At 44.9% G+C, this 23925-nt stretch carries 36 protein-coding genes and 1 riboswitch; of the genes, 22 read left to right on the top strand and 14 right to left on the bottom strand.

Going from position 1 to position 23925, the window contains the following annotated elements; all coding sequences use genetic code 11:
* A complete protein-coding gene (locus tag AM506_RS17200) occupies positions 1-468 on the bottom strand; it encodes a hypothetical protein (protein WP_060673722.1) in 468 nt (155 codons plus the stop codon).
* Positions 469-477: 9 nt separating this feature from the next.
* A complete protein-coding gene (locus AM506_RS17205; protein ID WP_060673724.1) occupies positions 478-1488 on the bottom strand; it encodes a DUF3231 family protein in 1011 nt (336 codons plus the stop codon).
* 230 nt (positions 1489-1718) lie between these two features.
* Here AM506_RS17205 and AM506_RS17210 point away from each other — a divergent pair, with 230 nt between their 5' ends.
* The 5 genes from AM506_RS17210 to add all read left to right on the top strand — a co-directional run bounded on the left by AM506_RS17210 (position 1719) and on the right by add (position 5742).
* Positions 1719-2159, top strand: a complete 441-nt coding sequence (locus AM506_RS17210) for a GNAT family N-acetyltransferase (protein ID WP_060673726.1) — start codon at positions 1719-1721, stop codon at positions 2157-2159.
* 207 nt (positions 2160-2366) lie between these two features.
* Positions 2367-3353 carry an NADPH:quinone reductase gene (locus tag AM506_RS17220; RefSeq protein ID WP_060673730.1) on the top strand — a complete coding sequence of 329 codons (987 nt, stop codon included), beginning with the start codon at positions 2367-2369 and terminating at the stop codon, positions 3351-3353.
* 161 nt (positions 3354-3514) lie between these two features.
* Positions 3515-3880, top strand: coding sequence for a hypothetical protein (locus tag AM506_RS23180; protein WP_235576142.1), 366 nt, complete (start codon positions 3515-3517; stop codon positions 3878-3880).
* Positions 3881-3883: 3 nt separating this feature from the next.
* On the top strand, positions 3884-4378 hold the full coding sequence (locus AM506_RS17230) for a PIN domain-containing protein (RefSeq protein ID WP_235576143.1): 495 nt from the start codon (positions 3884-3886) through the stop codon (positions 4376-4378).
* A gap of 195 nt (positions 4379-4573) precedes the next feature.
* Positions 4574-4673, top strand: a riboswitch (purine riboswitch).
* A 52-nt stretch (positions 4674-4725) separates the two neighbouring features.
* Positions 4726-5742, top strand: coding sequence for an adenosine deaminase (gene add / locus AM506_RS17235; RefSeq protein ID WP_060673732.1), 1017 nt, complete (start codon positions 4726-4728; stop codon positions 5740-5742).
* A gap of 45 nt (positions 5743-5787) precedes the next feature.
* Here the strand turns inward: add and AM506_RS17240 are convergent, their stop codons facing one another.
* Positions 5788-5970 carry a CsbD family protein gene (locus AM506_RS17240; protein ID WP_060673734.1) on the bottom strand — a complete coding sequence of 61 codons (183 nt, stop codon included), beginning with the start codon at positions 5968-5970 and terminating at the stop codon, positions 5788-5790.
* Between the two features lie 168 nt (positions 5971-6138).
* Complete coding sequence (locus AM506_RS17245) at positions 6139-6501, bottom strand: VOC family protein (RefSeq protein WP_060673736.1); 363 nt, start codon at positions 6499-6501, stop codon at positions 6139-6141.
* Positions 6502-6716: 215 nt separating this feature from the next.
* Here AM506_RS17245 and AM506_RS17250 point away from each other — a divergent pair, with 215 nt between their 5' ends.
* The 3 genes from AM506_RS17250 to AM506_RS17260 all read left to right on the top strand — a co-directional run bounded on the left by AM506_RS17250 (position 6717) and on the right by AM506_RS17260 (position 8398).
* Entirely contained in the window at positions 6717-7175 is a 459-nt protein-coding gene (locus AM506_RS17250; protein ID WP_060673738.1) for a DUF4181 domain-containing protein, read from the top strand.
* A gap of 61 nt (positions 7176-7236) precedes the next feature.
* The gene (locus tag AM506_RS17255) at positions 7237-7578 is read left to right on the top strand and encodes a PadR family transcriptional regulator (RefSeq protein WP_060673739.1); all 342 of its coding nucleotides are present in this window, start codon (positions 7237-7239) and stop codon (positions 7576-7578) included.
* A gap of 115 nt (positions 7579-7693) precedes the next feature.
* On the top strand, positions 7694-8398 hold the full coding sequence (locus AM506_RS17260) for a hypothetical protein (RefSeq protein WP_235576144.1): 705 nt from the start codon (positions 7694-7696) through the stop codon (positions 8396-8398).
* 69 nt (positions 8399-8467) lie between these two features.
* Here the strand turns inward: AM506_RS17260 and AM506_RS23340 are convergent, their stop codons facing one another.
* Positions 8468-8596, bottom strand: a complete 129-nt coding sequence (locus tag AM506_RS23340) for a hypothetical protein (RefSeq protein ID WP_268788408.1) — start codon at positions 8594-8596, stop codon at positions 8468-8470.
* Between the two features lie 202 nt (positions 8597-8798).
* Between AM506_RS23340 and AM506_RS17265 the strand changes: the two genes are divergently transcribed.
* Both AM506_RS17265 and AM506_RS17270 read left to right on the top strand, forming a co-directional pair.
* On the top strand, positions 8799-9317 hold the full coding sequence (locus tag AM506_RS17265) for an SRPBCC domain-containing protein (protein ID WP_060673743.1): 519 nt from the start codon (positions 8799-8801) through the stop codon (positions 9315-9317).
* A 44-nt stretch (positions 9318-9361) separates the two neighbouring features.
* Positions 9362-9742 (top strand): VOC family protein, encoded by a 381-nt coding sequence (locus tag AM506_RS17270; protein ID WP_060673745.1) that lies wholly within the window; start codon positions 9362-9364, stop codon positions 9740-9742.
* A 66-nt stretch (positions 9743-9808) separates the two neighbouring features.
* Here the strand turns inward: AM506_RS17270 and AM506_RS17275 are convergent, their stop codons facing one another.
* Together AM506_RS17275 and AM506_RS17280 are read right to left on the bottom strand one after the other, a co-directional pair.
* The gene (locus AM506_RS17275; protein ID WP_060673747.1) at positions 9809-10051 is read right to left on the bottom strand and encodes a hypothetical protein; all 243 of its coding nucleotides are present in this window, start codon (positions 10049-10051) and stop codon (positions 9809-9811) included.
* Between the two features lie 118 nt (positions 10052-10169).
* Positions 10170-10793 (bottom strand): HNH endonuclease family protein, encoded by a 624-nt coding sequence (locus AM506_RS17280; protein ID WP_060673749.1) that lies wholly within the window; start codon positions 10791-10793, stop codon positions 10170-10172.
* Positions 10794-11128: 335 nt separating this feature from the next.
* On the opposite strand from AM506_RS17280, the gene AM506_RS17285 reads away from it, so the two are divergent.
* Both AM506_RS17285 and AM506_RS17290 read left to right on the top strand, forming a co-directional pair.
* Positions 11129-11542 carry a hypothetical protein gene (locus AM506_RS17285; protein ID WP_060673751.1) on the top strand — a complete coding sequence of 138 codons (414 nt, stop codon included), beginning with the start codon at positions 11129-11131 and terminating at the stop codon, positions 11540-11542.
* A gap of 110 nt (positions 11543-11652) precedes the next feature.
* Complete coding sequence (locus tag AM506_RS17290; protein ID WP_327205552.1) at positions 11653-12048, top strand: GNAT family N-acetyltransferase; 396 nt, start codon at positions 11653-11655, stop codon at positions 12046-12048.
* A gap of 69 nt (positions 12049-12117) precedes the next feature.
* Here the strand turns inward: AM506_RS17290 and AM506_RS17295 are convergent, their stop codons facing one another.
* Positions 12118-13131, bottom strand: coding sequence for a hypothetical protein (locus AM506_RS17295; RefSeq protein ID WP_060673753.1), 1014 nt, complete (start codon positions 13129-13131; stop codon positions 12118-12120).
* Positions 13124-14008: an ABC transporter permease subunit gene (locus AM506_RS17300; RefSeq protein ID WP_060673755.1), complete on the bottom strand. Its 885-nt coding sequence runs from the start codon at positions 14006-14008 to the stop codon at positions 13124-13126. Before AM506_RS17300 ends, AM506_RS17295 begins: the two co-directional genes overlap by 8 nt.
* Positions 14009-14122: 114 nt before the next feature.
* Here AM506_RS17300 and AM506_RS17305 point away from each other — a divergent pair, with 114 nt between their 5' ends.
* Positions 14123-14797: a hypothetical protein gene (locus AM506_RS17305; protein WP_060673757.1), complete on the top strand. Its 675-nt coding sequence runs from the start codon at positions 14123-14125 to the stop codon at positions 14795-14797.
* An 89-nt stretch (positions 14798-14886) separates the two neighbouring features.
* On the opposite strand, the gene AM506_RS17310 is transcribed toward AM506_RS17305, so the two are convergent.
* From AM506_RS17310 to AM506_RS17320, 3 genes are all read right to left on the bottom strand, one after another.
* Positions 14887-15267, bottom strand: a complete 381-nt coding sequence (locus tag AM506_RS17310; protein ID WP_060673760.1) for a YkvA family protein — start codon at positions 15265-15267, stop codon at positions 14887-14889.
* Between the two features lie 18 nt (positions 15268-15285).
* A complete protein-coding gene (locus AM506_RS17315) occupies positions 15286-15636 on the bottom strand; it encodes a potassium channel family protein (RefSeq protein ID WP_060673762.1) in 351 nt (116 codons plus the stop codon).
* 220 nt (positions 15637-15856) lie between these two features.
* Positions 15857-17506: an ABC transporter substrate-binding protein gene (locus AM506_RS17320; protein ID WP_060673764.1), complete on the bottom strand. Its 1650-nt coding sequence runs from the start codon at positions 17504-17506 to the stop codon at positions 15857-15859.
* A 100-nt stretch (positions 17507-17606) separates the two neighbouring features.
* Between AM506_RS17320 and AM506_RS17325 the strand changes: the two genes are divergently transcribed.
* Together AM506_RS17325 and AM506_RS17330 are read left to right on the top strand one after the other, a co-directional pair.
* Positions 17607-18851 carry an MDR family MFS transporter gene (locus AM506_RS17325; protein ID WP_060673766.1) on the top strand — a complete coding sequence of 415 codons (1245 nt, stop codon included), beginning with the start codon at positions 17607-17609 and terminating at the stop codon, positions 18849-18851.
* Between the two features lie 94 nt (positions 18852-18945).
* On the top strand, positions 18946-19281 hold the full coding sequence (locus AM506_RS17330) for an NIPSNAP family protein (RefSeq protein WP_060673768.1): 336 nt from the start codon (positions 18946-18948) through the stop codon (positions 19279-19281).
* Positions 19282-19320: 39 nt separating this feature from the next.
* On the opposite strand, the gene AM506_RS17335 is transcribed toward AM506_RS17330, so the two are convergent.
* Together AM506_RS17335 and AM506_RS17340 are read right to left on the bottom strand one after the other, a co-directional pair.
* Positions 19321-19791, bottom strand: coding sequence for a GNAT family N-acetyltransferase (locus tag AM506_RS17335; protein WP_060673770.1), 471 nt, complete (start codon positions 19789-19791; stop codon positions 19321-19323).
* Positions 19792-19803: 12 nt separating this feature from the next.
* Positions 19804-20316 (bottom strand): hypothetical protein, encoded by a 513-nt coding sequence (locus AM506_RS17340; RefSeq protein ID WP_060673772.1) that lies wholly within the window; start codon positions 20314-20316, stop codon positions 19804-19806.
* A 159-nt stretch (positions 20317-20475) separates the two neighbouring features.
* Here AM506_RS17340 and AM506_RS17345 point away from each other — a divergent pair, with 159 nt between their 5' ends.
* The 7 genes from AM506_RS17345 (at position 20476) to AM506_RS17380 (ending at position 23825) form a co-directional block, all read left to right on the top strand.
* Positions 20476-20967: a GNAT family N-acetyltransferase gene (locus tag AM506_RS17345; RefSeq protein ID WP_060673773.1), complete on the top strand. Its 492-nt coding sequence runs from the start codon at positions 20476-20478 to the stop codon at positions 20965-20967.
* Positions 20957-21511 carry a GrpB family protein gene (locus tag AM506_RS17350; RefSeq protein ID WP_060673807.1) on the top strand — a complete coding sequence of 185 codons (555 nt, stop codon included), beginning with the start codon at positions 20957-20959 and terminating at the stop codon, positions 21509-21511. The genes AM506_RS17345 and AM506_RS17350 overlap by 11 nt, the downstream gene beginning before the upstream one ends.
* Positions 21511-22098: a hypothetical protein gene (locus tag AM506_RS17355; protein WP_060673775.1), complete on the top strand. Its 588-nt coding sequence runs from the start codon at positions 21511-21513 to the stop codon at positions 22096-22098. The genes AM506_RS17350 and AM506_RS17355 overlap by 1 nt, the downstream gene beginning before the upstream one ends.
* A 13-nt stretch (positions 22099-22111) precedes the next feature.
* Entirely contained in the window at positions 22112-22387 is a 276-nt protein-coding gene (locus AM506_RS17360) for a hypothetical protein (RefSeq protein WP_060673777.1), read from the top strand.
* Positions 22388-22482: 95 nt separating this feature from the next.
* A complete protein-coding gene (locus AM506_RS23005) occupies positions 22483-22686 on the top strand; it encodes a hypothetical protein (protein ID WP_060673779.1) in 204 nt (67 codons plus the stop codon).
* A gap of 54 nt (positions 22687-22740) precedes the next feature.
* The gene (locus tag AM506_RS17370) at positions 22741-23088 is read left to right on the top strand and encodes a hypothetical protein (RefSeq protein WP_235576145.1); all 348 of its coding nucleotides are present in this window, start codon (positions 22741-22743) and stop codon (positions 23086-23088) included.
* A 320-nt stretch (positions 23089-23408) separates the two neighbouring features.
* Complete coding sequence (locus tag AM506_RS17380) at positions 23409-23825, top strand: DUF3021 family protein (protein ID WP_060673783.1); 417 nt, start codon at positions 23409-23411, stop codon at positions 23823-23825.
* The last annotated feature ends 100 nt before the right edge of the window (positions 23826-23925 follow it).

A 23925-nucleotide genomic window follows, 5' to 3' on the forward strand; every position in this document is an offset into this window, starting at 1 on the left:
TCAATCTATCTTTGCTTTGTTTAATAGTATTTTTAAAGAGAATCCAATTATTAATCCAGGAATGACACAGAACATGGGAAACCACACTGATCCCAATAGTATTCCGAAGATTTTCGCTTGTGCTGAGTACATAATTCCGACTGTCACAAGAAATGCGGAACTGACGAATGGAAGATAGGAATAAGGTTTTTCTCCCCCGCCTGCGTCTTTAAAGGCATCCCACATCGCGAAGAAGTATAAGCAGGGATAAAACATAAGCCACTGATAGTTTGTATGTGATACTGCACCCTCTATATTTCCGATGAAACTCAAGCGGATGATTTCATTAAAGTTGGCCATCGCGTTAATCACGAATTCCAATCCAATAAAGAGAATTCCTTTGATAAGCCGTCCATTTAATAATTGTGAAAATCCAGGCAGGGCTATACTCCATAATATGCTCTCAATGATTTTATCTTTTGTTTTCATCTCTATCCATCATTTGTTTTTTGCCAAGTCACTATGATCGGTTGCCAGAGGGGGCTGTTCCATCCACTCATTTTCAATTAGTAGATTCATGCCATCTTCAGCTAACAGTCCAACTTCTGCAATCATTTTAGCGTAACTTGCCGCCAAATCCCTTCGTTGGCTTATCGACATTGCCTCACCGTAATAACCAATGGCAGAAGAGAGTAATGCAGTTATATGAAATAACATTAGTTTGTCTGAAAAAGGAGGAGTTGTTGAATCAGTCACCTCTGTTTCAAATGTCCTCGGAACATGTAAATTATCTTCCGTTAACATAGAAGATAATACTTTGTAGTGGTCGTTACAGAGCTGCCTGGCCCGTTCCATATAATTCCGGACTTCTCTGGATTTCGCCACTTGACTGAAACCTAATTCAAGGACTGTTTTCACCATTGTTTTCTGCAAATTCAGAAAGGTACCGCTTATCTCTACTGCACTTATCGGTCTGCGTTTTCCTAACCAACCAGTTAGGAAATTTTGTTTTTTTATAAACTCAACTTTTTGGTGATTATTAAAACTAGGTGGTTTGCTAATAATACCTTTATGTGTAAGGACTTTAGTAGATCTATCATACAATTCCAACGTTTCCGTCATGACCCCGATGAAATATTTCCTTTGATCTTCCCGAATGACATTGCCGATTGCGCCAGCATATCTAGTGAGTCCGTGAATAGCCATGATATGTAGATACACAATGATATAGGTATCTGTAAATAAAGGAGGAGCATCAACGGTAACATCTTTATCTGTAAACCCTTTTGGTACCGGATACCCTTCTGATGTTAGAAATTCTTCCACCTTTTGAAGGTGTCGTTCCGTAAGTTCAAAGGCATATTCAAGCACCTGAGTGATATCTGGATCCTGAACATGATGAAGGAAATGACGAAACATACAGCGTGCTAAGCTATCATTCACATATTGTGTCCAAAGGTTTGCGAGTTCTGATGCACTAATCTTAGTGTGGTGATGGCGGATATCCATTTAAATACCTCCAGTAATTGGTCGTAAATAGTTTATCCCAATGGATCTTTTTTAATGAGTACATAAATAGATAATCCCATCATCGATCCGTCCCCGGTTAACTCTTGACCAAAAAGGAAGCACCAGAACCGTCCCTATGCTTCCATGGTACAATAATAAAAAAAGGCCGAGATACCTGTCCCGGTGGCTTTCTCAAATAAAAAAACTATACAACAGAGGTGTCCCATATCATGAGCTGGAAGGTAAAGAGCTTTAATGAACTATCAACCCACGAGCTATACGAAATTTTACACGTAAGGACCCAGATCTTTGTCGTAGAACAGGAATGCGCCTACCTGGAAGTCGATGGGAAAGATCTGCACGCCCACCATCTTTATAAGGAAGAAAACGGTGAGGTAGTTGCTTATGCACGGCTCTTACCTGCGGGTGTTTCATACAACGAACCGTCCATCGGGAGAGTTCTCGTGAAGGAAGAACATCGTCGCAAAGGGTTCGCAAGCGAGTTAGTGAAAAGAGGATTGGCTTTCATTCATGATGAGTGGGGGGAACAACCGGTGAAGATTCAGGCTCAGGAATATTTACGGGAGTTCTATGGATCATTTGGATTCAGGGCGATAACGGAAACCTATCTGGATGATGGGATTCCGCATATTGATATGCTGTTGGAGTAGAGTGGGGACGGTTCCCGCTCTATTTTTTCTGTTAAGAGCCATGGGCACAGGTCCCCTGGCTCGGTTGCAGGGAGATGAATGGTGGAAGCATCAGATGTTTGTGAGGGGGGATATTAAGGGAATCAGAAGCATAGTGATTCTTTTCATTGGTGAAAAAGGAAGCATGAGAACCGTCCCTATGCTTCTAATAAAGGAGGATGTTTTTGTATGAAAGCAGCATGGTTTAGTGAGTTTGGTTCAGCATCGGAGGTTCTACAGATTGGGGAAGTGGATAAGCCGGCCCCATCACACGGGGAAGTGCTGATCCGTATGCACACGTCGGGAGTCAATCCATCTGACACGAAGAAGCGACTTGGGTCATTACCTGATTTACTTGATAAAGGTTCTGTCACCCCGAATAGTGACGGCGCAGGAATCATTGATGCGGTAGGTGCAGGGGTTCCTCATTCACGCATCGGCGAACGGGTCTGGGTGTACCAGGCACAGTATGGTCGTCTCCACGGCACGGCTGCAGAGTACGTATCCATTGAAAGTAACCGTGCCGTTCCTCTCCCGGAAAACACGAGCTTTGTGGAGGGTGCCTGTTTGGGGATTCCCGCCATGACCGCACATCGAAGTGTCTTCTCTGATGGTCCCGTAGAGGGGCAATGGCTGTTGATCACAGGCGGTGCCGGCCGGGTTGGTCATTACGCGATTCAATGGGCAAAGCAGGGAGGCGCAAAGGTGATTGCGACAGCGAGTAACGAGGCTGCACGACAGCACTGTGTCGAGACAGGAGCGGATTATGTCGTCGATCATCGTAGTGATGGAATGGTCGATGAGGTGCTTGAGATGACGGGTGGAGTGAAAGTCGACCGGGTGATTGATGTTGAATTTGGCGCAAATCTCCCCAGGGTACTGGAGCTGATCCGTATCGGTGGAGTTATTGCGACCTACTCCTCAACCGTTGTTCCAGAACCCACATTGCCTTTCAGAGACATGATGTTTATGGACTTAACCCTCCGCATGATCATTGTATATGCCATGCCGGAAAGCGCGAAGCAGGCGGCGATTGAGGATATTACGGAGGCACTTAAAAATGATCGGCTGCAGCATCGGATTGCCGAGACGTATACGCTGGATGAGATAGCGGAGGCGAATCAGAAGATAGAGGATGGAGGGTTTTATGGGTGTGTGGTGGTTGAAGTGGAGTGATGGGGAAGCATGGGGAAGCGCAGGGGCGGTTTCCGTTATACATCGGAAGCGTCTCCCTGCTTCACTCCTGGTACCCCTGGGTCGTATATTGAATAGATAATAAAGAGAGCCTTTCTATGGTATAATATACGTAAATGCTACTAAAAAGGTGGGGATGAAAAATGGAATATAAATCAGGAAGAGCAACGACTCAACCACATCCGCAACCAAGACCACAACCAAATAGACAGAGAGACAATAGGCTCGCTTTGGAAATAGGAAGATCAATCTTACAGAGCAATCCAGCTTTAAGGAAACAATTAGACAGGCAGCAAGTAGACCCTTCCCAATTTGAAAATAAACGGATACCCACTGTAGTAATCACTCCAAAGGAGAGGATTAGTGTGGAACCTAGAGTAAAGAAAAAACTCACCAAAGAAGAAAAGAAAGTCCTTCATAAACAAGTGGCGGGTAGTGCAAAACTTTTCACTAAAGAAGGTGTCAAAGAATCTTTAAGTATTGCAAACCGTGAAGATTGGGAGGATTAATCTTTGGATAAAGTATTAATTGATACCAACATATACGCAGCAGATGAAATGGGTTACCAGGATGTGGTGGAATTTATCTCACAACTCATCGACGATGATCGGGTAATGATTATGACATCCCTTGTGGAAATGGAGATTATGTCCTTTTGGGAGATTGAAATCGATCCGACCATAAAAGCCAATCGTGAACGATATATTGAAATGGCTGATGAAATGTATGATGTTTCAAAAAGTGAAATGCACTTAGCAGCAAAAATAAGAAGAAAAGCGAGAGCGGACATACAGCAACAAAAGAGTATTAAAGCCCCTGATGCAATCATTGCCGCTTCCGCTTTCATACATAATGCAACATTAGTGAGCAATAACGATAAGGATTTCACTTGGATTCGTGACCACTTTACTTATAATAATAGAAAACTAGATTATGTGAGCCCCATCCAAGATAAACAGGATTATGCTGATTTTAATAAGGCATTTGTTGAAAGTAGACGTAATTAAGAGGTCATTTTACCATAGAGTGAAGAGCGATCAGAGACTTAAGGAATCGTTCTTTTTTTGTGGATTCAAAAGGGTAACTGGACCTGGGAAGCATGGGGACGGTACTGGTGCTTCTTTTTAGCTTCGATGGAAGCACAAGAACCGTCCCCCCGCTTCCCTTGACATTCAACCAAAATTTTATTATCTTTATAAAAAACCGAATACGATTTTCACATTCGTATAACTCCAATAATATGGTTTGGAGGTCTCTACCAGGAACCAAAAAATCCTGATTACGAAGAAGATACTTTCTCTTGTATTTTCTTCGTAATCAGGATTTTTTTTATGAAAATTGAGGAGGTCCAGTTATGAATTATTCTACATTGCCAAAGATTGAACTGCACTGCCATCTGGATGGGAGTGTCAGATCTGAGACGATTATTGATTTAGCAAAGAAGGACGGTATCGATATTCCTTCATTTGATAGAGAAGAGATGAGAGGGGAACTCATTGCTCCGCTGGATTGCGAATCATTGGATGAATACCTGGAGAAATTCTCGATCCCTAATGACGTGATGCAGTCGAAAGAAAATTTAAAGAGAATCACCTTTGAGCTATATGAAGATGCAGCGGGGGAAAACGTGAAATATATGGAGGTCCGGTTTGCCCCGTTGCTTCATACACGAAAAGGATTAGCGGTCGAAGAAATCATTGAAAGTGTCATTGAAGGAATGAAAGAAGCGGAAGAACAATTCGACATCAAAGGGAATATCATCTTGTGTTGTATGAGAACGATGTCGCCGGAAAGTGCCTTTGAGGTTGTGGAAAAGGGGAAGAAATTCCTTGGAAAAGGAGTCGTCGCCATTGATTTATGTGCGTCTGAAGAGGAAGGGTTTTGCGGGAAATTCATCGAACCGATCACCCTCGCCAGAGAATATGGCTACAGAGTCACAATCCACGCCGGTGAAACCGGAATCGGAAGAAATGTACTCGAGGCGGTTGAATGGCTCGGGGCAGAACGAATCGGACACGGCGTCTATATTACAGACTGTCCGGAAGCGTATCAGGCTGTAAAGGATAAGGGGATAGTCCTTGAAATCTGCCCGACAAGTAATGTCCAAACGAAAGCCGTCCAAGAGTTCCGCGATCACCCACTCTACGATTTTCACAGGGACGGAATCAAGATTACGATCAACACCGACAACAGAACGGTATCCGATACGACGATGACGAAGGAATGTGAGTTGGTGTGGGGTGAATTTGCCATGAGTGAGGAAGACTATCGGGAAATTTATATGAACAGTGTGGAAGCTGCTTTCGTGAGTGATGAGGTGAAGGAAGAGTTGAGGGGGAAGCATGGGGACGGTTCTGCTGCTTCCTTTTAACGTGAAAGGAAGCGCGAGAAAAAACCCCGCGCTTCCTGACTGCATTTACCAACTCTTTTTAAAGGATTCCTTCACGTCTCCAACCTTTTCTTGAAGCTTCCCTTTATCCTTATCGCGTTCGCCTTCCGCAATTTTAGAGTCGTCGTTTGTCAGTTTGCCTAACCCTTTCTTCAAATCTCCCTTTGTCTGGTTTCGCTTTCCTTTTACTTGATCATGATTTTCGCTCATTTTTCACTACCTCATTTCTATAATTTAATATCTTACTATTCATTATCCAATTGGAGTGAAAATAAACAAAAAGGGAGTCGGGAAATAGTGGGAATTTTGTTGAGTGGGGACGGTTCTGATTTACCTTTTTGCAAAAGAAAGAGGGAGAAATGGTTCTCCCCCTGCTACTCAAACTGCTTGTATCATTTCCACCCGATTCCCGAAAGGGTCCCTGAATTCAAACCGTTCGAATCCGGGTATTGGGATCCCTTCAAGGATTTGAATGTTATGCTTCTCCAACACGTTTCTCCACGTTGAAATATCATCGACCTGGTAAGCTAAATGGGCTTTCGTTTTGGAACGGTCGACCCCATCTTCTGTGCCGACGTGAACATCTCTATCTCCAACTTTTAACCAAAACCCTCCCCGACCTTTTAGTGAGTCGGGTTTTTCAATTTCAGGTATGCCAAGAAGACCGCAATAGAAGTCTTTCCCTTCGTTCTCAGAACCTTTTGGAATGGTGATTTGGACGTGGTGTAGACCCAGGATCATCGTATCTCCCCCTAATGTGAGTGCCCAGCAAATTGAAAAAACATATCGTAATTCCATCCTATCTCTCCCATGTTAATAAGTAAATGACGATTACTTTATTATGTATGATAAGATTTACTTATTATGGATATATATCCCGATAGAGAAGGAAGTTCATTGAAACCTTCATGATTTGAGAACCGTCAAATATATGAACAGGAGACAGAAGGTGCCGAATGTTTTGGTTGAAATTTATCTTCATTGCGTTGATTGTATTTGCCCTTATCTCGCTTGTTAAAATCATTTTACGAAAAATGTTTAAGATCGAGAAAGTAAAGAAGGAGTTCTTTTCTAATAATTATATTATTGACTTGCATCGTAAAGTGGACACATGGGTGAGGCGTTTGACCGGGCTCACCTTAGCCATACTCATATTGGTTCAGATTAACAATGAGACCTTTCATTACTTGTTGATATTGGGATTGATTTTTACCTCCATGCTGGACTATGGTGTGAAAGCATTCTTTGAGTATAGATATAGTGAAGTCCCGAAGCAGGCGATTCTAACGTTAGCTGGGGAAGCATGGGGACGGTTCTGCTGCTTCTTTTTTTCCGAAAAGGAAGCACGAGAACCGTCCCTATGCTTCCTATGCTTCAAAAAATATCTTTCTTTCTTGCACGTCCATAGTGTATGATACATAGTATAAAGCGTATAGTGTACGACACATAGTATAAATCGATTAAAGAGGTGAATATATGGATAAGTCACTGCTGACATCCTTGACGACGGAGCTGCGGAGGGGGACATTGACCCTGGCCGTATTGAGTCAATTGCGGACACCGCAGTATGGATATTCCCTTGTTCAGCTACTCGAGAAAAGCGGAATTTCGATGGAGCAGAGTACACTCTACCCATTGCTGCGCCGTTTGGAAAAGCAAGAACTGGTCACAAGCAGCTGGGACCGGACGGAAAGCCGGCCGAGGAGGTATTATGTGCTGAGTGAATATGGCACTGAGATCTTAGGGCAGTTACAGACAGAATGGGAAAAGATGTCCGGGGAATTGGCGATTTTATTAAAAGGGGATGAGGAAGGATGAAGCTTGTTGAACTCTATATTCAAGAAGTGATGAGAAGGCTGCCGGAGAAGAACCGGGAAGATATTGCTTTGGAATTGAAATCGACCATCGAAGATATGTAGCGATCACGTTCATCGTGTTGGCCGTTTCATCTGTCATGAGCTATTCAGGGGAATCCAGTCCCATCGAGATGCTTCTGTCCATCGCAGGAAATGGGGTGGGAGAGGCCATCGGCACAGCGATGCAGGTCTTCTTTTGGCTGACCCTCACCTTTGCCGTCCTCGAACGGACCGTTACCTCGGACAGTCAGCTACCGATCACCATGAGAGGAAAAGAGTGGACGCCTGATGACTTGAAAGACGTCCCATATATCCCGAAAGAAAAACGAATTTCCAAGTTTGAGATTTTCGGAGGCTTGGCCTGGACGATCATCTGGTCAACGGCTTACTTTAAAGCATCAAGTATCGTCGGCTTGTATGAAAAGACTGACAGCGGAAGAGAATTCACGCCGCTCTTTAATCAGGGCGTGCTCATCGGGTATTGGCCGTTGGTCGTGTTCCTGATCGCCTTGGAACTTCACCTGCTTTTCAGAAAATGGAGAGCGGGGGTCTGGACGAAGAAGCTTGCGATCATGAATACAGTTTATCAGTTCATTCCTGTTCTAGCCTTCATGTTTATGTTCAGGAACGTGGAGTTGCTGAATGCCGGCTTCACAGATCGGATACAGGAACTATTCAACGGCTCCTTCAACTTCCAGTGGCTCTACCTGACCGTATCCGTTGGGTTACTAGTCGCAGCGGTGATCAACAGCTATGATGGATTTAAAAAAGCATATAAGTAAGCACGGGGAAAGTTCTGTTGCTTCTTTTTTTACTGAAAAGGGAGCACGAGAACCGTCCCTTTGCTTCCCTTAAAGATTGTCTGTACTAATCCTTGGGGCTTCGGGTTCGAGTGAGGCTGCGGCTCTGGCGTTATCATTGTGCCGCTTGGTTTTACTGGATTTATCGGTTTCTTTGGATGGTTTCTTTTTGTTCATCATCCTATCACCTCCTATGGATAATATGCTCCATTTTTCACTGGGAAAATGAGTTTTGTGAAATAAATTCCGAACATTGTCAGAAAGACAGAAGGAGTTAAGGGTTCTCTGAAGAATACTACAAACGATTACTATTTTTTAAAAGGGTTTCATCACGTCTTCACATACGTTCATTTTAACGGTTAAAAAATGAGGAGGAAGCGACATGTCCAATAGCAATAAAATGCTTTCCAGAGTAGAAGATAACCGGGTGCTTGTGCTGGAGAGAGTCTTCGATGCACCGCGTGATCTGGTGTTCAATATGTTCAAAGAACCTGAGCATCTCAAGACTTGGTGGGGACCAAGAGGCTGGGAGCTTCCTGTGTGCCATGTGGATTTCCGGCCTGGCGGTGTCTGGCATTACTGTATGAAGTGCGCAGACCGGGGACAGGGACAATTCTACGGAATGGAATCCTGGGGGAAAGGGATGTATAAAGAAATCAACGAACCGGAGAAAATCGTCTACGTCGATGTATTCTCAGATGCTGAAGGCCATACGAATGAAGATATGCCTGCAACGGATGTGACATTGGAATTCATCGACATGGGAAGCCGGACGAAGTTGATCAGCCGTTCTGAATATTCATCTGAAGAAGCCCTTAAGACCGTGATGGACATGGGGATGGAACAGGGCATTATGGAAACATGGGATCGTTTGGAGGAAGCTCTTCTGATAGTTAAATAAAAACTGATTGTAAAATGAACGGATGGTAAAGGAGTGTAGAATCGTTGATTAATAAAGTTGGTCAAATTATGTTATACGTCGATAACCAGGATGAGGCAGTCCGATTTTGGACGGAAAATGTCGGGTTTGCAGTAAAGGCTGAGGAAGATAACGGACAAGGAATGAGATGGATTGAAGTGGCCCCGACAAAGGATGCCGAAACAAGCATCATTCTTCACAACAAGGAATTCGTGGCGAAGATGTCACCAGGCCTCAATCTCGGCACACCTTCCTTAATGTTTTTCACCGATCGATTTGATGAGTTATACAACGGTTTATCCAATAAAAAAATCAAGGTAGGGGAAATCGTTGAAATGCCTGGGGGCAGGGTATTTAACTTTGCCGATCACGAAGAAAACTATTTTGCGGTGATGGAGAAAAAGTAAGCATGGGAACGGTTCTGTTGCTTCCTCATTTGAAAAAAGAAGCACGGGAACCGTTCCCGTGCTTCTTTACGGTCGCTCCAACACTGCAGCAAGCATCTTATGCACAACTTCATGATCCCGGACATCATGCAAGCGATATTCCTCACCGGGGAGCGAATACCATTCCTCAGCGCCTACGTACGTGATGGAAAGCGTTAGTGCACCATCCTCATCACAGGTCGTCACCAGCTCAAGTTCTCCACTGATCACCCCGACTTCAGACGTCATGACTCCGTGCGTTGCAGTGAAAACAGTTGATTTCTTGTCCATATGTATTCCTCCATTCTTGTGATATTTGGAAGCATGGGGACGGTTCTGCTACTTCCTGTTGAGCAAAAAAAGGAAGCACGAGAACCGTCCCCGTGCTTCCCCCGTGCTTCCCTCTATTTCAGTAAATGCAGCTGTTCAGCATGCCTTGAAGGGCGGTTTTTTCTGAAGATTGGAGGCTTAGGCCCCATTTGTATTTCGTACTGATCCACCATTTGGAGTAACCGCAGGCTGCAGCGGTACGCGGTGGCTGCCAAGTGGATGGATCCTGGTCACCTTTGGAGCGGTTGGAACTGGCGCTGACGGCGATCAACTGGGGACCGCTCAGGTCGTTGGCAAAGTCTTCACGCTTCTGTGTCGTCCAGTTGCTGGCTCCGGAGCGCCATGCTTCCGCAAGTGGGACAACGTGATCGATGTCAAGGTCGGAAGGATCGGTGAATATGACCCCGTCATAATAACTGTACCATGAACCAGATGTCACGGGGCAGCTGCCATTGTAGCTGTCAGCGTCACGTTTCAAGACGAGCTGGCGTGTGTCACATCCGTTCCCCTGGCCGATCCAATGGGGGAACTTATCACGGGAGTAGCCGGTCATAGCGCCTTCCGTTTTCACAGTCAACGCGTTCAACTGTGATTGGGCTGTGGACTTGGACGGTGTGCCGGGTGGGAATGCCAGTGCAGACGGCAGGAATAAGGCGAACGAGAGAAGCAGGGCAACGACAAACAACAATGATTTCTTTAGCATGGGGATGCCTCCTGTATGTATTTTTTTATATCAACATGTCATTCTTAAGGGAACGGCATGTTAATAGTAAAACAACGTAGTCAGGCAGTAAGAAAGGATTTTTAGTGAGGATTTGGCTTATGCTGTCTTCGCTTCTACTTAAAATGATAGGGGATGGAATAAGCTTCTAACAAGTTAATATTTTGTAAATCAGGTTCCTTTTAGCAAGATGAATCTTTATGCCTGTATCTTAAGAATCATTTGTTCATAAGGAGTGAGAGCTTTATGTGACGTAATGACTAGATGAACAAATGTGTAGATATGATAGAGGGAGTTTGAAATAAGGGAGGGAAACAATGAAAAGAATCATACTGACTGTCCTTTTTGTCATTGTATTTGGGTGGATAAGTTATTCAGTGTTATACAACGGTTTTTTCGGAGTGAAAAGCATAACCATACAAGAACACGATAGAACATTTGACGATGCTGAAAAGGTTACCGACCATGAAGTCATTGCAACCGTCACGGGAATTCTAAATCGATCTAATAAAATAACCAATGTGCATTATAAACTGGCCGTAGAGCCTGCGTACAAACTTCAATTGGAATATAAAGAGACCGATGAAATTTTATACCTTCACGAAGGCTTTGATGCAAATGAAACGTTAATTTCTAGTGATCGTAGCGAATATTATTACAAAATCAATCAGAAACAAACGGATACAATCGTCCAGCTATTATTGAAACAGAAAAAGGAGGACGGATCATGATACATATTCTGAAAGCAAACGAGAATCATGTTAAAGGGATAAGAAAAATCTGTTCCGATGGGAATTGGGCAACATACCGGGATATATAAGCGAAAGAATATATTGAAAGAGTGATAGAAGAATTTTATAACGAAGAGCGGATATTAAAAGAAGTGACCACATCTAACCGGGAGTGGGGAGGCTATTTTGTCGCCGTTGAAGACGATAAAGTCGTTGGTGCTGGTGGAGGGGGGATGGTTAGTGAGACCGAGGGAGAGCTGTATGTCTTATACCTGGATCCTTTGAGGCGCAATGAAGGAATCGGGACCAGATTGCTGGATGCGATCACCAAACAGCAGAAAGAAGAGTTCAATGCCCGTAAGCAGTGGGTGTCTGTGCAACAGGGAAATCAGAAAGGCATTCCTTTTTACGAAGCGAAAGGGTTTGTATATGAGGGTGAGCAAGCTGGCTATGGAAATAAAGACGGCGAGGACTATCGATCAGTGAGGTATTTTCGTTTCATTTAAGGAAGCATGGGGACGGTTCTGCTGCTTCCTATTGAGCAAAAAAAGAAGCACGGGAACCGTCCCCATGCTTCACCCCTTAAACGTAAACAATTCCTCAGAACGAACTGCTCGTTCGGTTGATTTCTTCTCTTCTTTTATCTTTTGTTTCACCGGCAGATCACTATCAATCAATGCCTTCTTTAACGTGGCGCTGATAGAATTGATGCTCAGGATCAGGATGGAGAATAGAATCAATGGAACAACAACGAGCAAGGGATTTGTGAACACTTGCTGGATGTTCATGCTGATGGTGGCAGCCCATTCGTTGGTTTCTGAAAAATAGACCGGGTTGCTTGGTTCAAAGGGACCGATGGCGAATTCCGCCACTTTCATACCGCCAAGGGCCATTAAGATGATACCGAGTTGAATGAGCAGGGAAAGGGCTTGTGAAACCTGCTCGGAAAATAACACGATCGAGTGGCGAAGAAATTGAGGCAGGAGATGTTTTCGTATGAGGTGAAAACGGCTCGCTCCCATGGTCTTCGAGACATCGACAAATTCCTGCTTCATAAAGAGCTTCATTTCTTCCCCAAGATAGATTCCAAGGGACGGGATGGTGATGGCGGCGATCCCGGCAAGCTGGATGAAGAAGTAGCGGCCTGAGGGAAGTGCCCCTCCTTGAAAAGCTCCTTCTATCGGTGCCAGCAGTCCAAACACGACAATTGCAAGGGGAAGGTACTGAAACGATTCCCCCAACCCTTTCAATGGGCGTGTGAATGAACCCGGCAGAAATGTGTAAAGAAGGGCGAATCCAAATCCAAAAATCATCCTTAGGGCAGCAATGACAAGGGCTGCGAAAATCGTGAATTTCGCACCGGCCATCAGGAGTAAGAGGAAATTCCTGCCCAGTCGATCACTGCCGAGAAGCGGCATTTCTTCAGGCGTGAAAGGTGGTGCGGCTATTACCTTATTATTTTCATCCGATAAATATTGGGTGACTTCCTCATAATCAGGATTCAGGACGGGAACCAGGAAGCTTGCCACAAGCAGACCCATGATGATCAGTACTGGGAAAGCCAGTCGCTTGATGAGCGGCTTAGACATGATATTCTCCCCCTTTCAGCCATTTTTTCAACAGTAAGGAACCGATCGTAAACACGATATAGAATGGGACGAAGATGAGAAGCATCCCAACGAAAAAGGCCGGCGATGACGAGGTGGCCGTTTCAAGCAGGACCGTCATGAAGCCTTTGATATTAAATAATATCTCAATGACAAGAAGATTCGAAAGCATGAGCAGAAAGATCGGCTTCAAATGAAGGAAGAAGTGGATCCACACATTCCGGAATACATGAAACCAGATCGTATAGCTCTTTTTGAACCCTTTTGAATAGGAGAATTCTACATAAGGTTTCGTTTCTTCTTCCTTCAGCTGGAATAGGAATTGCTTCACTAAAAACACCACGGGAAGGAACGAAAGGCAAATGACGGGCAGCGTATAGATTTTTTCTTCGCCGGTCGTATAGATGTCGAATAAGAGGACGTCCGTTTTTTTGAACAGCCAAATGATAAACAGCTGGAATAATACGACGAGGAATACATCCGGAATTCCATCAAGAACATTGACCACTTTTTCTGAAGCCCGGAAAAGCTTTCTTGGCATGAGCATCATCAGGTAACTTGCGACAACCGAAATCAGGATGGCTGCCACAAAAGAGATGAACAGTATGGTGAACGAATAGGGATAGGTGCTGAAAAAAATGTCGAACATCCCGTATTGTTTATGATCGGCTCCCCACAGAACCATGATGGATGAAGGGGAAGTGAGTTCGAGAATCGTCTGCCATAATCGTAACCCGTATGCTCCCACATTGATGACGAGCTCTGTATCATAATCCAATAAAGCGCTGATTCCGCTGAGTAAAAACAAACCGATGAACACGATCACAAAATGAACAGGCGTGCGTAATACTTTATTCATAGAAGTTCCCCTGCCTTATTCTAGAAAAATTACAATTTTTACTATATAAATGGTACAATAAAGAAATTGAATAGTAAACACTATTCAGAAAATATTGTCGAAGGTGATAATGGAATGTGTCGAAATAGATTGTTTTTTGTATTATTCATTTCATCCTGTCTGTTCCTTTCCGGCTGCAGGGTAGTCTTTGATCCATTCGCCCAAAACGCGGAGCAAAAGGAAATCCAAAAAGAACACCGTCAAAAAGCGGACGTGCAGGAGCAGGAGGAAGTGGTGCAGGAAGAGTCTGAAGAACCTGCGTTCAACATCAATGCGACTCTTACATTGGATGGGGAGAAAATGATGATATCAGGGGATACGGACCTTCCGCCTGATACATTTTTAAAGATTAAATTAATGCCATATAAGGGAAATGCAACGGTCGAAGAAATTAAGGAAGAAACGGCCGGGACTCTGAATGAAGTGCCTGCTAATACAGTGGGGATCGGAACTTCGGTTGAAGAAGACGGATCGATCAGGGAGAAGACATATTACAGACCTGATTTATCGACCCGGTACCGTTTCGAATTGGTCTTTGAACCAGAAGGGCAGGAAGAAGAGATCAAGCAGCAATTAATCGAACAAGCGGGCAACCTGGATGAACTGCCCGGACTCCAGGTGACAAAGGAAGCCGATCCCGATGCCTCCATGGTACATGGCGATGACCCGGTAAAAGGATACATCCAAACCGTCAACATCATGAAAGCCGGGGAAAAGAATGGGGACGGGGTGACGTTGGAGTTTGAGTGAGCATGGGGACGGTTCTCGTGCTTCCCATTAGAAAGAAGATTATCTAAGAGCAAAAAGGCAATGGCTGGATGATCCGCCATTGCCTAATACTATACTAACAGCAGTTTCCCTATCCATACAGCCACTAGAACCCAAATGAGGATAAACACAGCTCCGACAAACCAGTTCGTTGGACTATCGCTCTTCTGCATATGTCTTGCCTGTTTCCGCTTCTCCTCGAGCACTTCGGAGGGGATCCATTTCAGGGTGAGGATGATTCCAATGGGAACCAGGATGAGATCATCAAGATACCCGATGAGCGGAATGAAATCAGGAATCAAATCGATGGGACTGAACGCATAGGCGACGACACATATGGCCAACATTTTTGCATGCAGAGGAGTTCTTGGATCTTTATAGGATAGATAAAGGACGATAAGATCCTGCTTTACGGTTTTGGCATAGTTCTTTAGTTTCGATAAGGTATTCATAGGAGACCTCCCGGAATGCTATTCTCTCTCAGCATTCCTTTTTTGTTTGTCCGGTTTCTGGATCATCGCATACGCCACATATCCGATCATCCCGATGAACGCCCCGTTGCCACCGAAAATATAGATCATCGTAAAAATCTTACCAAATGTGGTTTGGGGTTCAAAGGTGGGATGCCCGATGGTACTTAACGTCACAACGCAAAAATAAAGGGCGTCGATCACGGACAAGCCTTCCTGCTTTACATAGAATGTGGTGCCTGAGAATAATAGGACCAATACTAATGTAAAAAGAACCTGGAAGTTTTTTAGTTTAAAGGCCTGCCATAAGGCTTTGAGCAGTCGTTTTAATGTGAGGAAAAATGAAATCATGGTTGTGGGATGCTCCTTTGATCGTCTGGCTTTTTGATAGCATAACAGATGGAGGGAGGGGTTGAGAAGAGCCTCTTGAAGGAGTGGGGTGATTTAAAGAAAATTCGACACGGATGATAAATATTGTAAAACATGTTCCTTAAAAATAAGCCACGGGACCTGTCCCCATGGCTTACCTCTGGCTGAAAAACGAAGCACAAGAACCGTCCCCGCGCTTCCCTCACACCTCCGGCCGCACCCACAGCTTCGAAAAGTCTACATACCCGAAATGCTTGATTTCGATATTCATAATGTCGGTGGAAAATGGGATGTAGCGTTTCTCATAATAAAGTGGGATCATGATCGACTCTTTCATCAGCTTAGTCTCCAGTTTCATATTCAACTCGTTCCAGTCCGCGAATGGTGTGTGACGAAATTCCTCTAAATACACTCTCCACTCTTCTTTTTCAAACAGGGAATAGAGAGGCGAATACCCGTTTTTCAAAAAATGATAGAACGAGAAATCCTGGTTGGATTCAAAAATCTCGCCATGAACGAACAGGTCTACATGCAAGGTCTCGGGCTGCCTCGTCAGTGTGTCTGCGAAGGAAAACCACTGGAGTTCGACGGGAATGCCTTCTTTTTCAAACATCTCCACGAGCCATTCGGTTGTTTTCGCTGTATGGTTGGCACTGCGGATCACGAGCGGTTCGGTGAACAGGGGACGTTCAACCTCACGAATCACCATTGCCTGATCCTGCCCGATGAGGACGCTCTTCCCATTCGGTGTCAGTCTTGGATCGAGGTCACGAAGAGTGTGCCTGTTCTTCGCGATTACCCAGTGCAGATAATCACGTACGTCTTTCCTCTGAATCTGGGAGTCTCGTCCCGGGACGGCATTCATAACAACAATCCCGAATCCCGAGTCACTCTCGACTTCAACGGAAGACGATTGATTTTTCTCAATATGAGAATGGTAGATTCCTTTGAAGTCTTTCGGCACCTGGACGAATTCGACGGCATCCAAGAGCGGTCTCTCCTGGAAGTGTTCTTTAAAAGCAGCGAGTGTCGTCTTGGAATCGGTGTTTTCTTCAAGTGCAAAGCACCCTGTCCCGAAGGTCCGTCCCTTGTTTTCTTTATAGATGCTCGCACACATCATGGTGAGCATGGGAAGGATGTAGCTGCAGCCTCCGGGGTGGTGGATGTCGATGATGAGTGGTGCCTTGACTTCGATTCCTTCGATCGGTTCCCATAGTTCCTTATAATGATGGCAGGTCCTGAGTTGTTCGAGACAGTGGCCGACATCCTTGGCGGTGAGGATGGAGCCGTCGTGGAACCGGACATCCTTTTTTAAATAAAGTCGCAGTTTACTAGGGGAAGCGTCCCAGCTGTGGGCAAGTTCCGGGAGGATGTCCCCTTTATCCGTGATGGAGACGAGGCGGTTGAAGACGTTCGCCACCAGATGGGCGCTCATGACGTCAGCCGCCTCCAATGGGTGGATGGAGAAAAAGGGGTACCGCTTCGGCACGAGCAGCTTATCCTTGGACTCTTTCACGAACCCGAGCTTACTGTGAAAATGTGTCATCAGTCTCATCTTGCTGTCGGTGGACCAGTTGTACATAAGATACTTGCTGCTCTCGTCAATCGGTTCCTTATCCATCAGCTTCACGACTTCTTCTTCAAACTCTTCCTCGACATCTTTCTTCCACTTCAGGGTCGAGACATTCCCACGTCCCCGACCTGGGGTGAAGGCGATCCAGCCTTCTTCATTCCATTTTTTCAAATAGCGGGTGGTCTGTTTATGGCTTAATTGAAGAGTCTCAGAGATTTCCTCCACGCGGATGTTGCCTGAGGGATAGTACCTCCAAAGGGTGAGTAATTTGTTCTCCATAGCTTTTCTCCTCCTAAAAGGGGACATCGATTTGAAAAGTGTCTATTTTTATAATGTTCCGTCTAGTTTACTATACAGTAAATAGAGGAGGGGGAACAACATGAAGTGGAAGGAATTACCTCAAAATATAAAAGTACGAATGATCACGTCATTCTTTAACCGTGCCGTTTCATCCGCCGTCATGCCGTTCATGGCACTGTTCTTTGCACAGGAACTGAATAAAATCTGGGCAGGGATTTTCCTCATCGCCACCGTGGTGATCGGATTTTGTGTCAATCTTGTCGGGGGATACATATCGGACCGCTTTCCACGGAAAAAGGTTCTGCTGACGACATCCTGGCTGAACGCCTTGTTCTTTTTCATCATGACGGCCAGTCTTTTTCCGGAAGAGAATCTGATCCTGCTGTTCGCGGGTGCCTATATCGGCTTCATCATCACGAGCAGCCTGGGTCGTCCGGCGATGCATGCGATCATAATCGACTCGACGACGCCTGAGAACCGGAAAGCCGTGTATGCCCTTGATTACTGGCTCGTCAATTTGTCCATGGCGATCGGTGCGGCACTCGGTGGACTGCTGTACTTGAATCATCAAACCGAACTGTTCATGATGCTGACCTTCACGTCGACGACGATTCCCGTTGCCTATGGGATCTGGCTTCAGGACAATTTCAAGGACCAGCTTCAGAAAAAGCATGAGAATGTGTTCATCGATCTCGTCAACAATTACAGGATTGCCTTCAGGGATTCGGCATTCGTAAAAGTGGTGGCCGGTTCCACCTTCATCTTCGCCGCGGAATTTTCCCTGAACAGCTATATCGGGATCCGCCTGGCAGAAACGTTCAAGGCAGTGAGTATCGGAAGTTTCGAAATCGTCGGGGTGAGGATGCTCAGTATCCTGAACATCGAGAACATGATGCTCGTCGTATGCCTTACGTTCATCATCAACCGCTACACCGATCGCCTGAACAAGAAGAACGCTCTCCTGATAGGACTCGTCCTGTATGGCATCGGGTATGTGACGGTGACATCAGCCAATACGTGGTACGTTCTGATTGCGTTTAACCTGATCGCGACGATGGGGGAACTGATTTACTCACCGATCCGGAACGCAGAACAGGCGAACATGATCCCGAGCGACAAGCGGGGATCGTACTCCGCTTTCTCCAACCTGTCCTTCAGCGGAGCGGACCTCGTGGCACGATCCACCATCATCATCGGAGCCTTCCTGATGCCGACAATGATGAGTGTATATATCGGCTTCATCGTCATGCTCGGCACCGTACTTGTATACACAGGCCTCTTCGGCAGGAGCTGGGTGAAAGCAAAGGTACTGGAAGTGAAGTGAGGGACGGACCTCTAAAACTAGAAATCGTTCCATCCAAAGCGAGGGATGGAAGGTCCATCCCTCGATCTAAAAAATGAAAAGGAGAGGAAGGTTCATGATTTACCGCAGAAAAATGTACCGGGTTTCCCCACGGATTATAGATGATTTCAACCTGCATTTTAATCAAACGCTGTTACCGACCCAGCTGAAATACGGATCAAGATTGGTGGGAAGATGGATGACGACACATGCCGATGGGGAAGTCGAAGTGTTTGCGATATGGGAATATGACAGTTTTGAAGAGTATGAGAGAATCGAAGCCAACGTCAGAGGAGACGAAGCACACGTGAAGCGGGTGCAGGATTGGTACGGTAAGTGGGGTGGAAGAGAGAACCTGAAAGAGCATTTTTATCACATCGATCAGGATTTTATTGATACTACTGTTACGTGAGGGGATGGGGGTCAGGCTTTGTGGCTGACCCTTATTCTTTCAAAAATCCTTTGCCATAATACTAAATTGATAGTTTTCTCCCCTAATTTCATTTTCGAAAGATCCCCGTTTCTTGAATCCCTCTTTCTCATACGTCCGGATCGCCCGTTCATTAAAATCCGCAACGGCCAATTCCAAATGAGAGAACTTCAGCCGTTCACGCCCTTGGTCGATGATCGCTTGCACAAAGGCCGAACCGTTTCCCTTACCTGTCATGGAAGGCTTCAACTGAACTCCAAGGACCAGGATGGTTTTCCCGTCTTCTTCTACATCATAAAACTCACAATTTCCTATCAGATTTTCGTTCTCGTCCACGACTGAAAAGGCTCTTTCCAAATGGACACTCTCTTTCAAGCCGTCGATTTTTTCTTTTTGGCTATTGTTATCATAAAACGAATAGATTCCGTCATACGTCCAGGTTATGAATTCGTTGATGTCTTCCTGGGTTCTTCGTCTGATCGTCAGTTCCATATTTATTCCCCCTTAGGATTCCTGCTTCTCGAGCCATGCTTGCACTTTTTTATCCATCTCTTTCTCCAGTCCCCCAATATTCCCGCTGTCTCGCTGAGCGGATTTGACGTATGCCGCCGGGAACATTTTTTCCAAAGAGGACAGGTACATGCTGCCGTCTTGTGGTTCGATGTAGTCGATCACAGAACACGTCTCATCCTTTTGGCTTAACCGGACTACGGCAGGCAGTGAATGCCCGGACTGGGCCTCTAATCCGGTTGCCTGATTGAATCCCCCGTAATACGACCACATGTAGACACTCAGGACCCCATTCTTTTCGCTCGTGCCATAGACTTTATGGACTTCAAATTGCTTTTCTGTGCCCGAGTAGGAGGTGGCGTACTTTTGGACAATATACTGGGAAATCACGTCATCAATCTGCTGTGTCACCTGTTTATCTCCATCCGTCAGATTCAGGTCCTTGCCATTACACGAAGCCAGTAAGAGTGCGCTCATCATTAAAATAAAGAATCGTAACTTTGTCAAAATCCTCAAGCTCCTTAGGTATTTTAAAATAGAGAAAGCGGTACCAAACCTCTTTTATTTTATCATATAGATTCATATATTTTCCTTTTTTTACAATTAAATCTGTGGTATCTTCCAGTAGAGTACCTCGTGAATTGGAAAATAGGGGGGAGAAGACGAATGAACATCGTATCATTAGAGGAATTACCGAAAGAGAAGGTCACCGACTTTTTTCATGAGCATTGGGGAAGTTCTGAGATGGTGATCTCGAGCGGGGTTTATGATTGCGCTGCTTTAGACGGCTTTGCCGTTTTGAATGAAGCTGGTGTGATAAAAGGATTGATTACATACGTAGTTAAAGGTGAAGAATGTGAGATTATTTCACTTGATAGTTTGGAAGAAAAGAAGGGGATTGGCACCTCTTTAATGAAAGAAGTAGAAAACGTGGCAGCCGAGAACGGATGCACACGCATTACTCTAATTACGACGAATGATAATTTGCTTGCGCTGAAATTTTACCAAAAGAGAGGCTTCAGGATATCGACTATCCACCGAGATGCCGTAGAGAAAGCAAGACGGGTAAAGCCGAAGATTCCCTTGATTGGACATGATGGAATTCCAATCAGGGATGAGATTGAATTGGAGAAGGGAATGACGGGTGATGAAAAATAGTGACTGGCCGAAATGGGCGGTGGAGTCGATAGAGGTCGCACCTCCAAATCCGGAGTGGATCGATGCGGGGAGAGCGGAGGTAAAGGAACTCATGCAGCGTTTGGGTCCCTTTGGAGTCAAGGAAGTCGAGCATGTTGGAAGCACCTCGATCCGCGATCTTCCTGCAAAGCCGATCATTGATGTGATGGCTAAGATCTCATCCTTTGATGAAGTGGACGAGATCGCGGGGATACTTGCGGGGGATCAATGGCATTATGTCCCGGCGGAGCTTGATAATCGGCCGTGGAGAAGGTTCTTCATCAAGGTGGAGGATGATAAGCGAGTTGCCCATCTGCATCTCATGTTGGAAGGGGAATTGCGGTGGGAGCAGCAGAGAATTTTCAGGGATTGTCTGAACGGAGACTCTTCTTTGAAAGAAGAATATGCTGAGTTGAAGAAACGTCTGGCCATCCAGTTTCCTGACGACCGGGAAGCGTACTCGGACGGCAAAACAGCCTTTATACAAAGAGTGTTGGATGGCTCGGAAGCGGAGGATTTTTTTTAATGAAGAAACGATTGTTACTTAGTATGATCGTAGCTCTTGCCTTCCTGTTAATGGCTTGCAGCGAAGGAAAGCAGCAAGTAGCGGGACAGGCACAGCCCGAACAGGAAAGCGAAGGCGCAGCAGTAGAAGCGGATGAAGAAGTAGATTCGGTGGATTTGGAAGAGGCAACGTCACAAGATCAATCCAACACCACAGAGGATCCCCTGTCTAATTACTCTTCAGAAAAAATCGAATACGCCCGCGTCTGGCTGCAGGTCATTGGGAATGGAGATGTTGAACAGTTGAACGTCAAACGTATTTCAGCAGGCGAGCAGCTGAATCCCTATGATGACAAAAGCGTCGCGTATCCGGAAGACGTCACCGTATTAAGCGGCAAAGCGATGGCCGATGGATTTGTCACCTATAGTGGCAATGGGGACGGCACAATCAATGTGTATGATGTTCCATCTCACTGGCCGGCCAGTGACCAGATAGAGGAATCGATGGAAGAGTATACGAAGGGGATTGTGGAAGGTACGGAGAAGGTATCGGTGGGAACGGGGGATGAGGAAGAGGTTGTTGAGTTGATTGGGAAGATTGGTGGATAGGGGGGGGATCATATTGAAGAAAGAAACGTCAACAAAAATGTGGCATACGCTTCGGAACATCACTCTGGTTATCATCCTGTTCATCTTTATAAGATATTTATTTGATGAAAATCCTTATAATGATCGCATTGGTTGGTCTGTGATGATTGTTTTTTGGATTTCTAAAGGTGTGTTTGATGCGATTGAAGATAAAAAGAAGGGGAATAAGAAATCCATGGCTGCCAATGTTGTGTTTGTCACTGCTGGCTTGGGAGTCCTCTGTTGGCAGGGCATACAGTTTTTCTCGTAAGGGTACCTCGAAATTCCAATGTGCACCCCTGCCCATCCATACGTATGATAAAATAAATGTAGTAAAACACCTGCTTAGTAAGGAGCGGATACACATTGGCTATCCTCACATTTTTACTCATTGGATGGGTGCTCTCTTGGTTTAAATTTCAACATTTATTCATTAAAGCTTTCAAAGAACTCTTCAAATTGGAGATCACGAGTGCGAGCTATTATTTTGTTTTCTTTTGCATCGGTTTGTTCGGAGATCTTGTTTTGTTTATTCAAGGTTCTTATGAAGTGATCTTGATTGACGGATGATTCTCATACAGATGGGGGATTCTTCTTAATAGGACCGGAATGAGGAGTGGACGTATGGAATTGAACGGAAGAAAGTTGAAAGACAAGGCTCGTGCGGCCATGCATAAGTTGAAGGATAATGTGAAAGGGACGTATTATTCGATGGCAGATATCCCATCATCGTCCATACAGGAGCTTGCAGCTTTTATTCAGCTGAATCCTGGGTCCCAAGTAACGAAAAAGAATCTCATTGGGAACGCATTTTCTTTTTTTAGGCTGAATCTGAACGGGTATGATTTCTACCTGGAAACCAGGTCTGGCCGTATTTTGCAGCTGGATGGATCCAAAGACGGGAAGAGATTCGTTTCCTATCGGTCCTACCGGGATGCTGAAGATTTACATTCACCGGTGAAATTAAGGTGAAATTTGAGAGGTAGGCTTTCTTATTGAGGAGGGCCTATTTTTTATTTGGTAAGAGTCCTCGAGTCCTACAATCCTTCCTATGAAACTTTTTACAGTTCTCTTTCGTATATAGAATAAAGCTGATAGGAGGCGTCCCTTTATGAACCATTACAAAAATAAGCGGTACTGGATCCTTATGCCACCATTTCTACTAACAGCATTGGGACTCTTCTTCATACTTCCTGAGGATAAAAGGGGCTATTCTTATGTAGTGGTTATTTCGTTTTGGGTTATTTATTATGTGTGGAATTACTATAATCTTAAGAAGAGAGAGGAAGCCGATGATTCTAGCAAAAAAAGGACTCACTAGAGGCATCATCCCATTACTGTTTTTCGCCATCCTCTCGCTGTTATGGACGCAATTTGAAGGGGCATCAGCGACTTCAAAGAGTCTCTTATATTACGGTGTGATCGCTTTTTTCCTGGGGGTGGCAAGCGTCATATATGAAATGGAACGATGGCGCTTCATTCAACAAATTGTGGTTCATTATCTGGTCATGCTGATAACGGTTTTCCCAACGCTGCTTCTGAGCGGTATTTATCCGATCGATTCGTTTAGGGATGCAGTGAATGTTTATCTCGATTTTAATAAAATGGGGTTGTTCTTGTTTTTGACTACATATTTTATTTTCAAATGGCGGAATCGAGGGTATTTGAAAGCGCAGGAAGAAAATTCAACACGCCGGCATGATTATTAAATTTCCCACATGAATCTTCTGTATCCCGCACGATTCCTGCCGGAGAGGCATGATTATTCAATCATCCGCACGAAAAGCTTGAATCCCGCAGGAATCTTAT

Origin of the sequence: Rossellomorea vietnamensis (genome assembly GCF_001305855.1) — a bacterium.
Lineage (GTDB): Bacteria > Bacillota > Bacilli > Bacillales > Bacillaceae_B > Rossellomorea > Rossellomorea vietnamensis_A.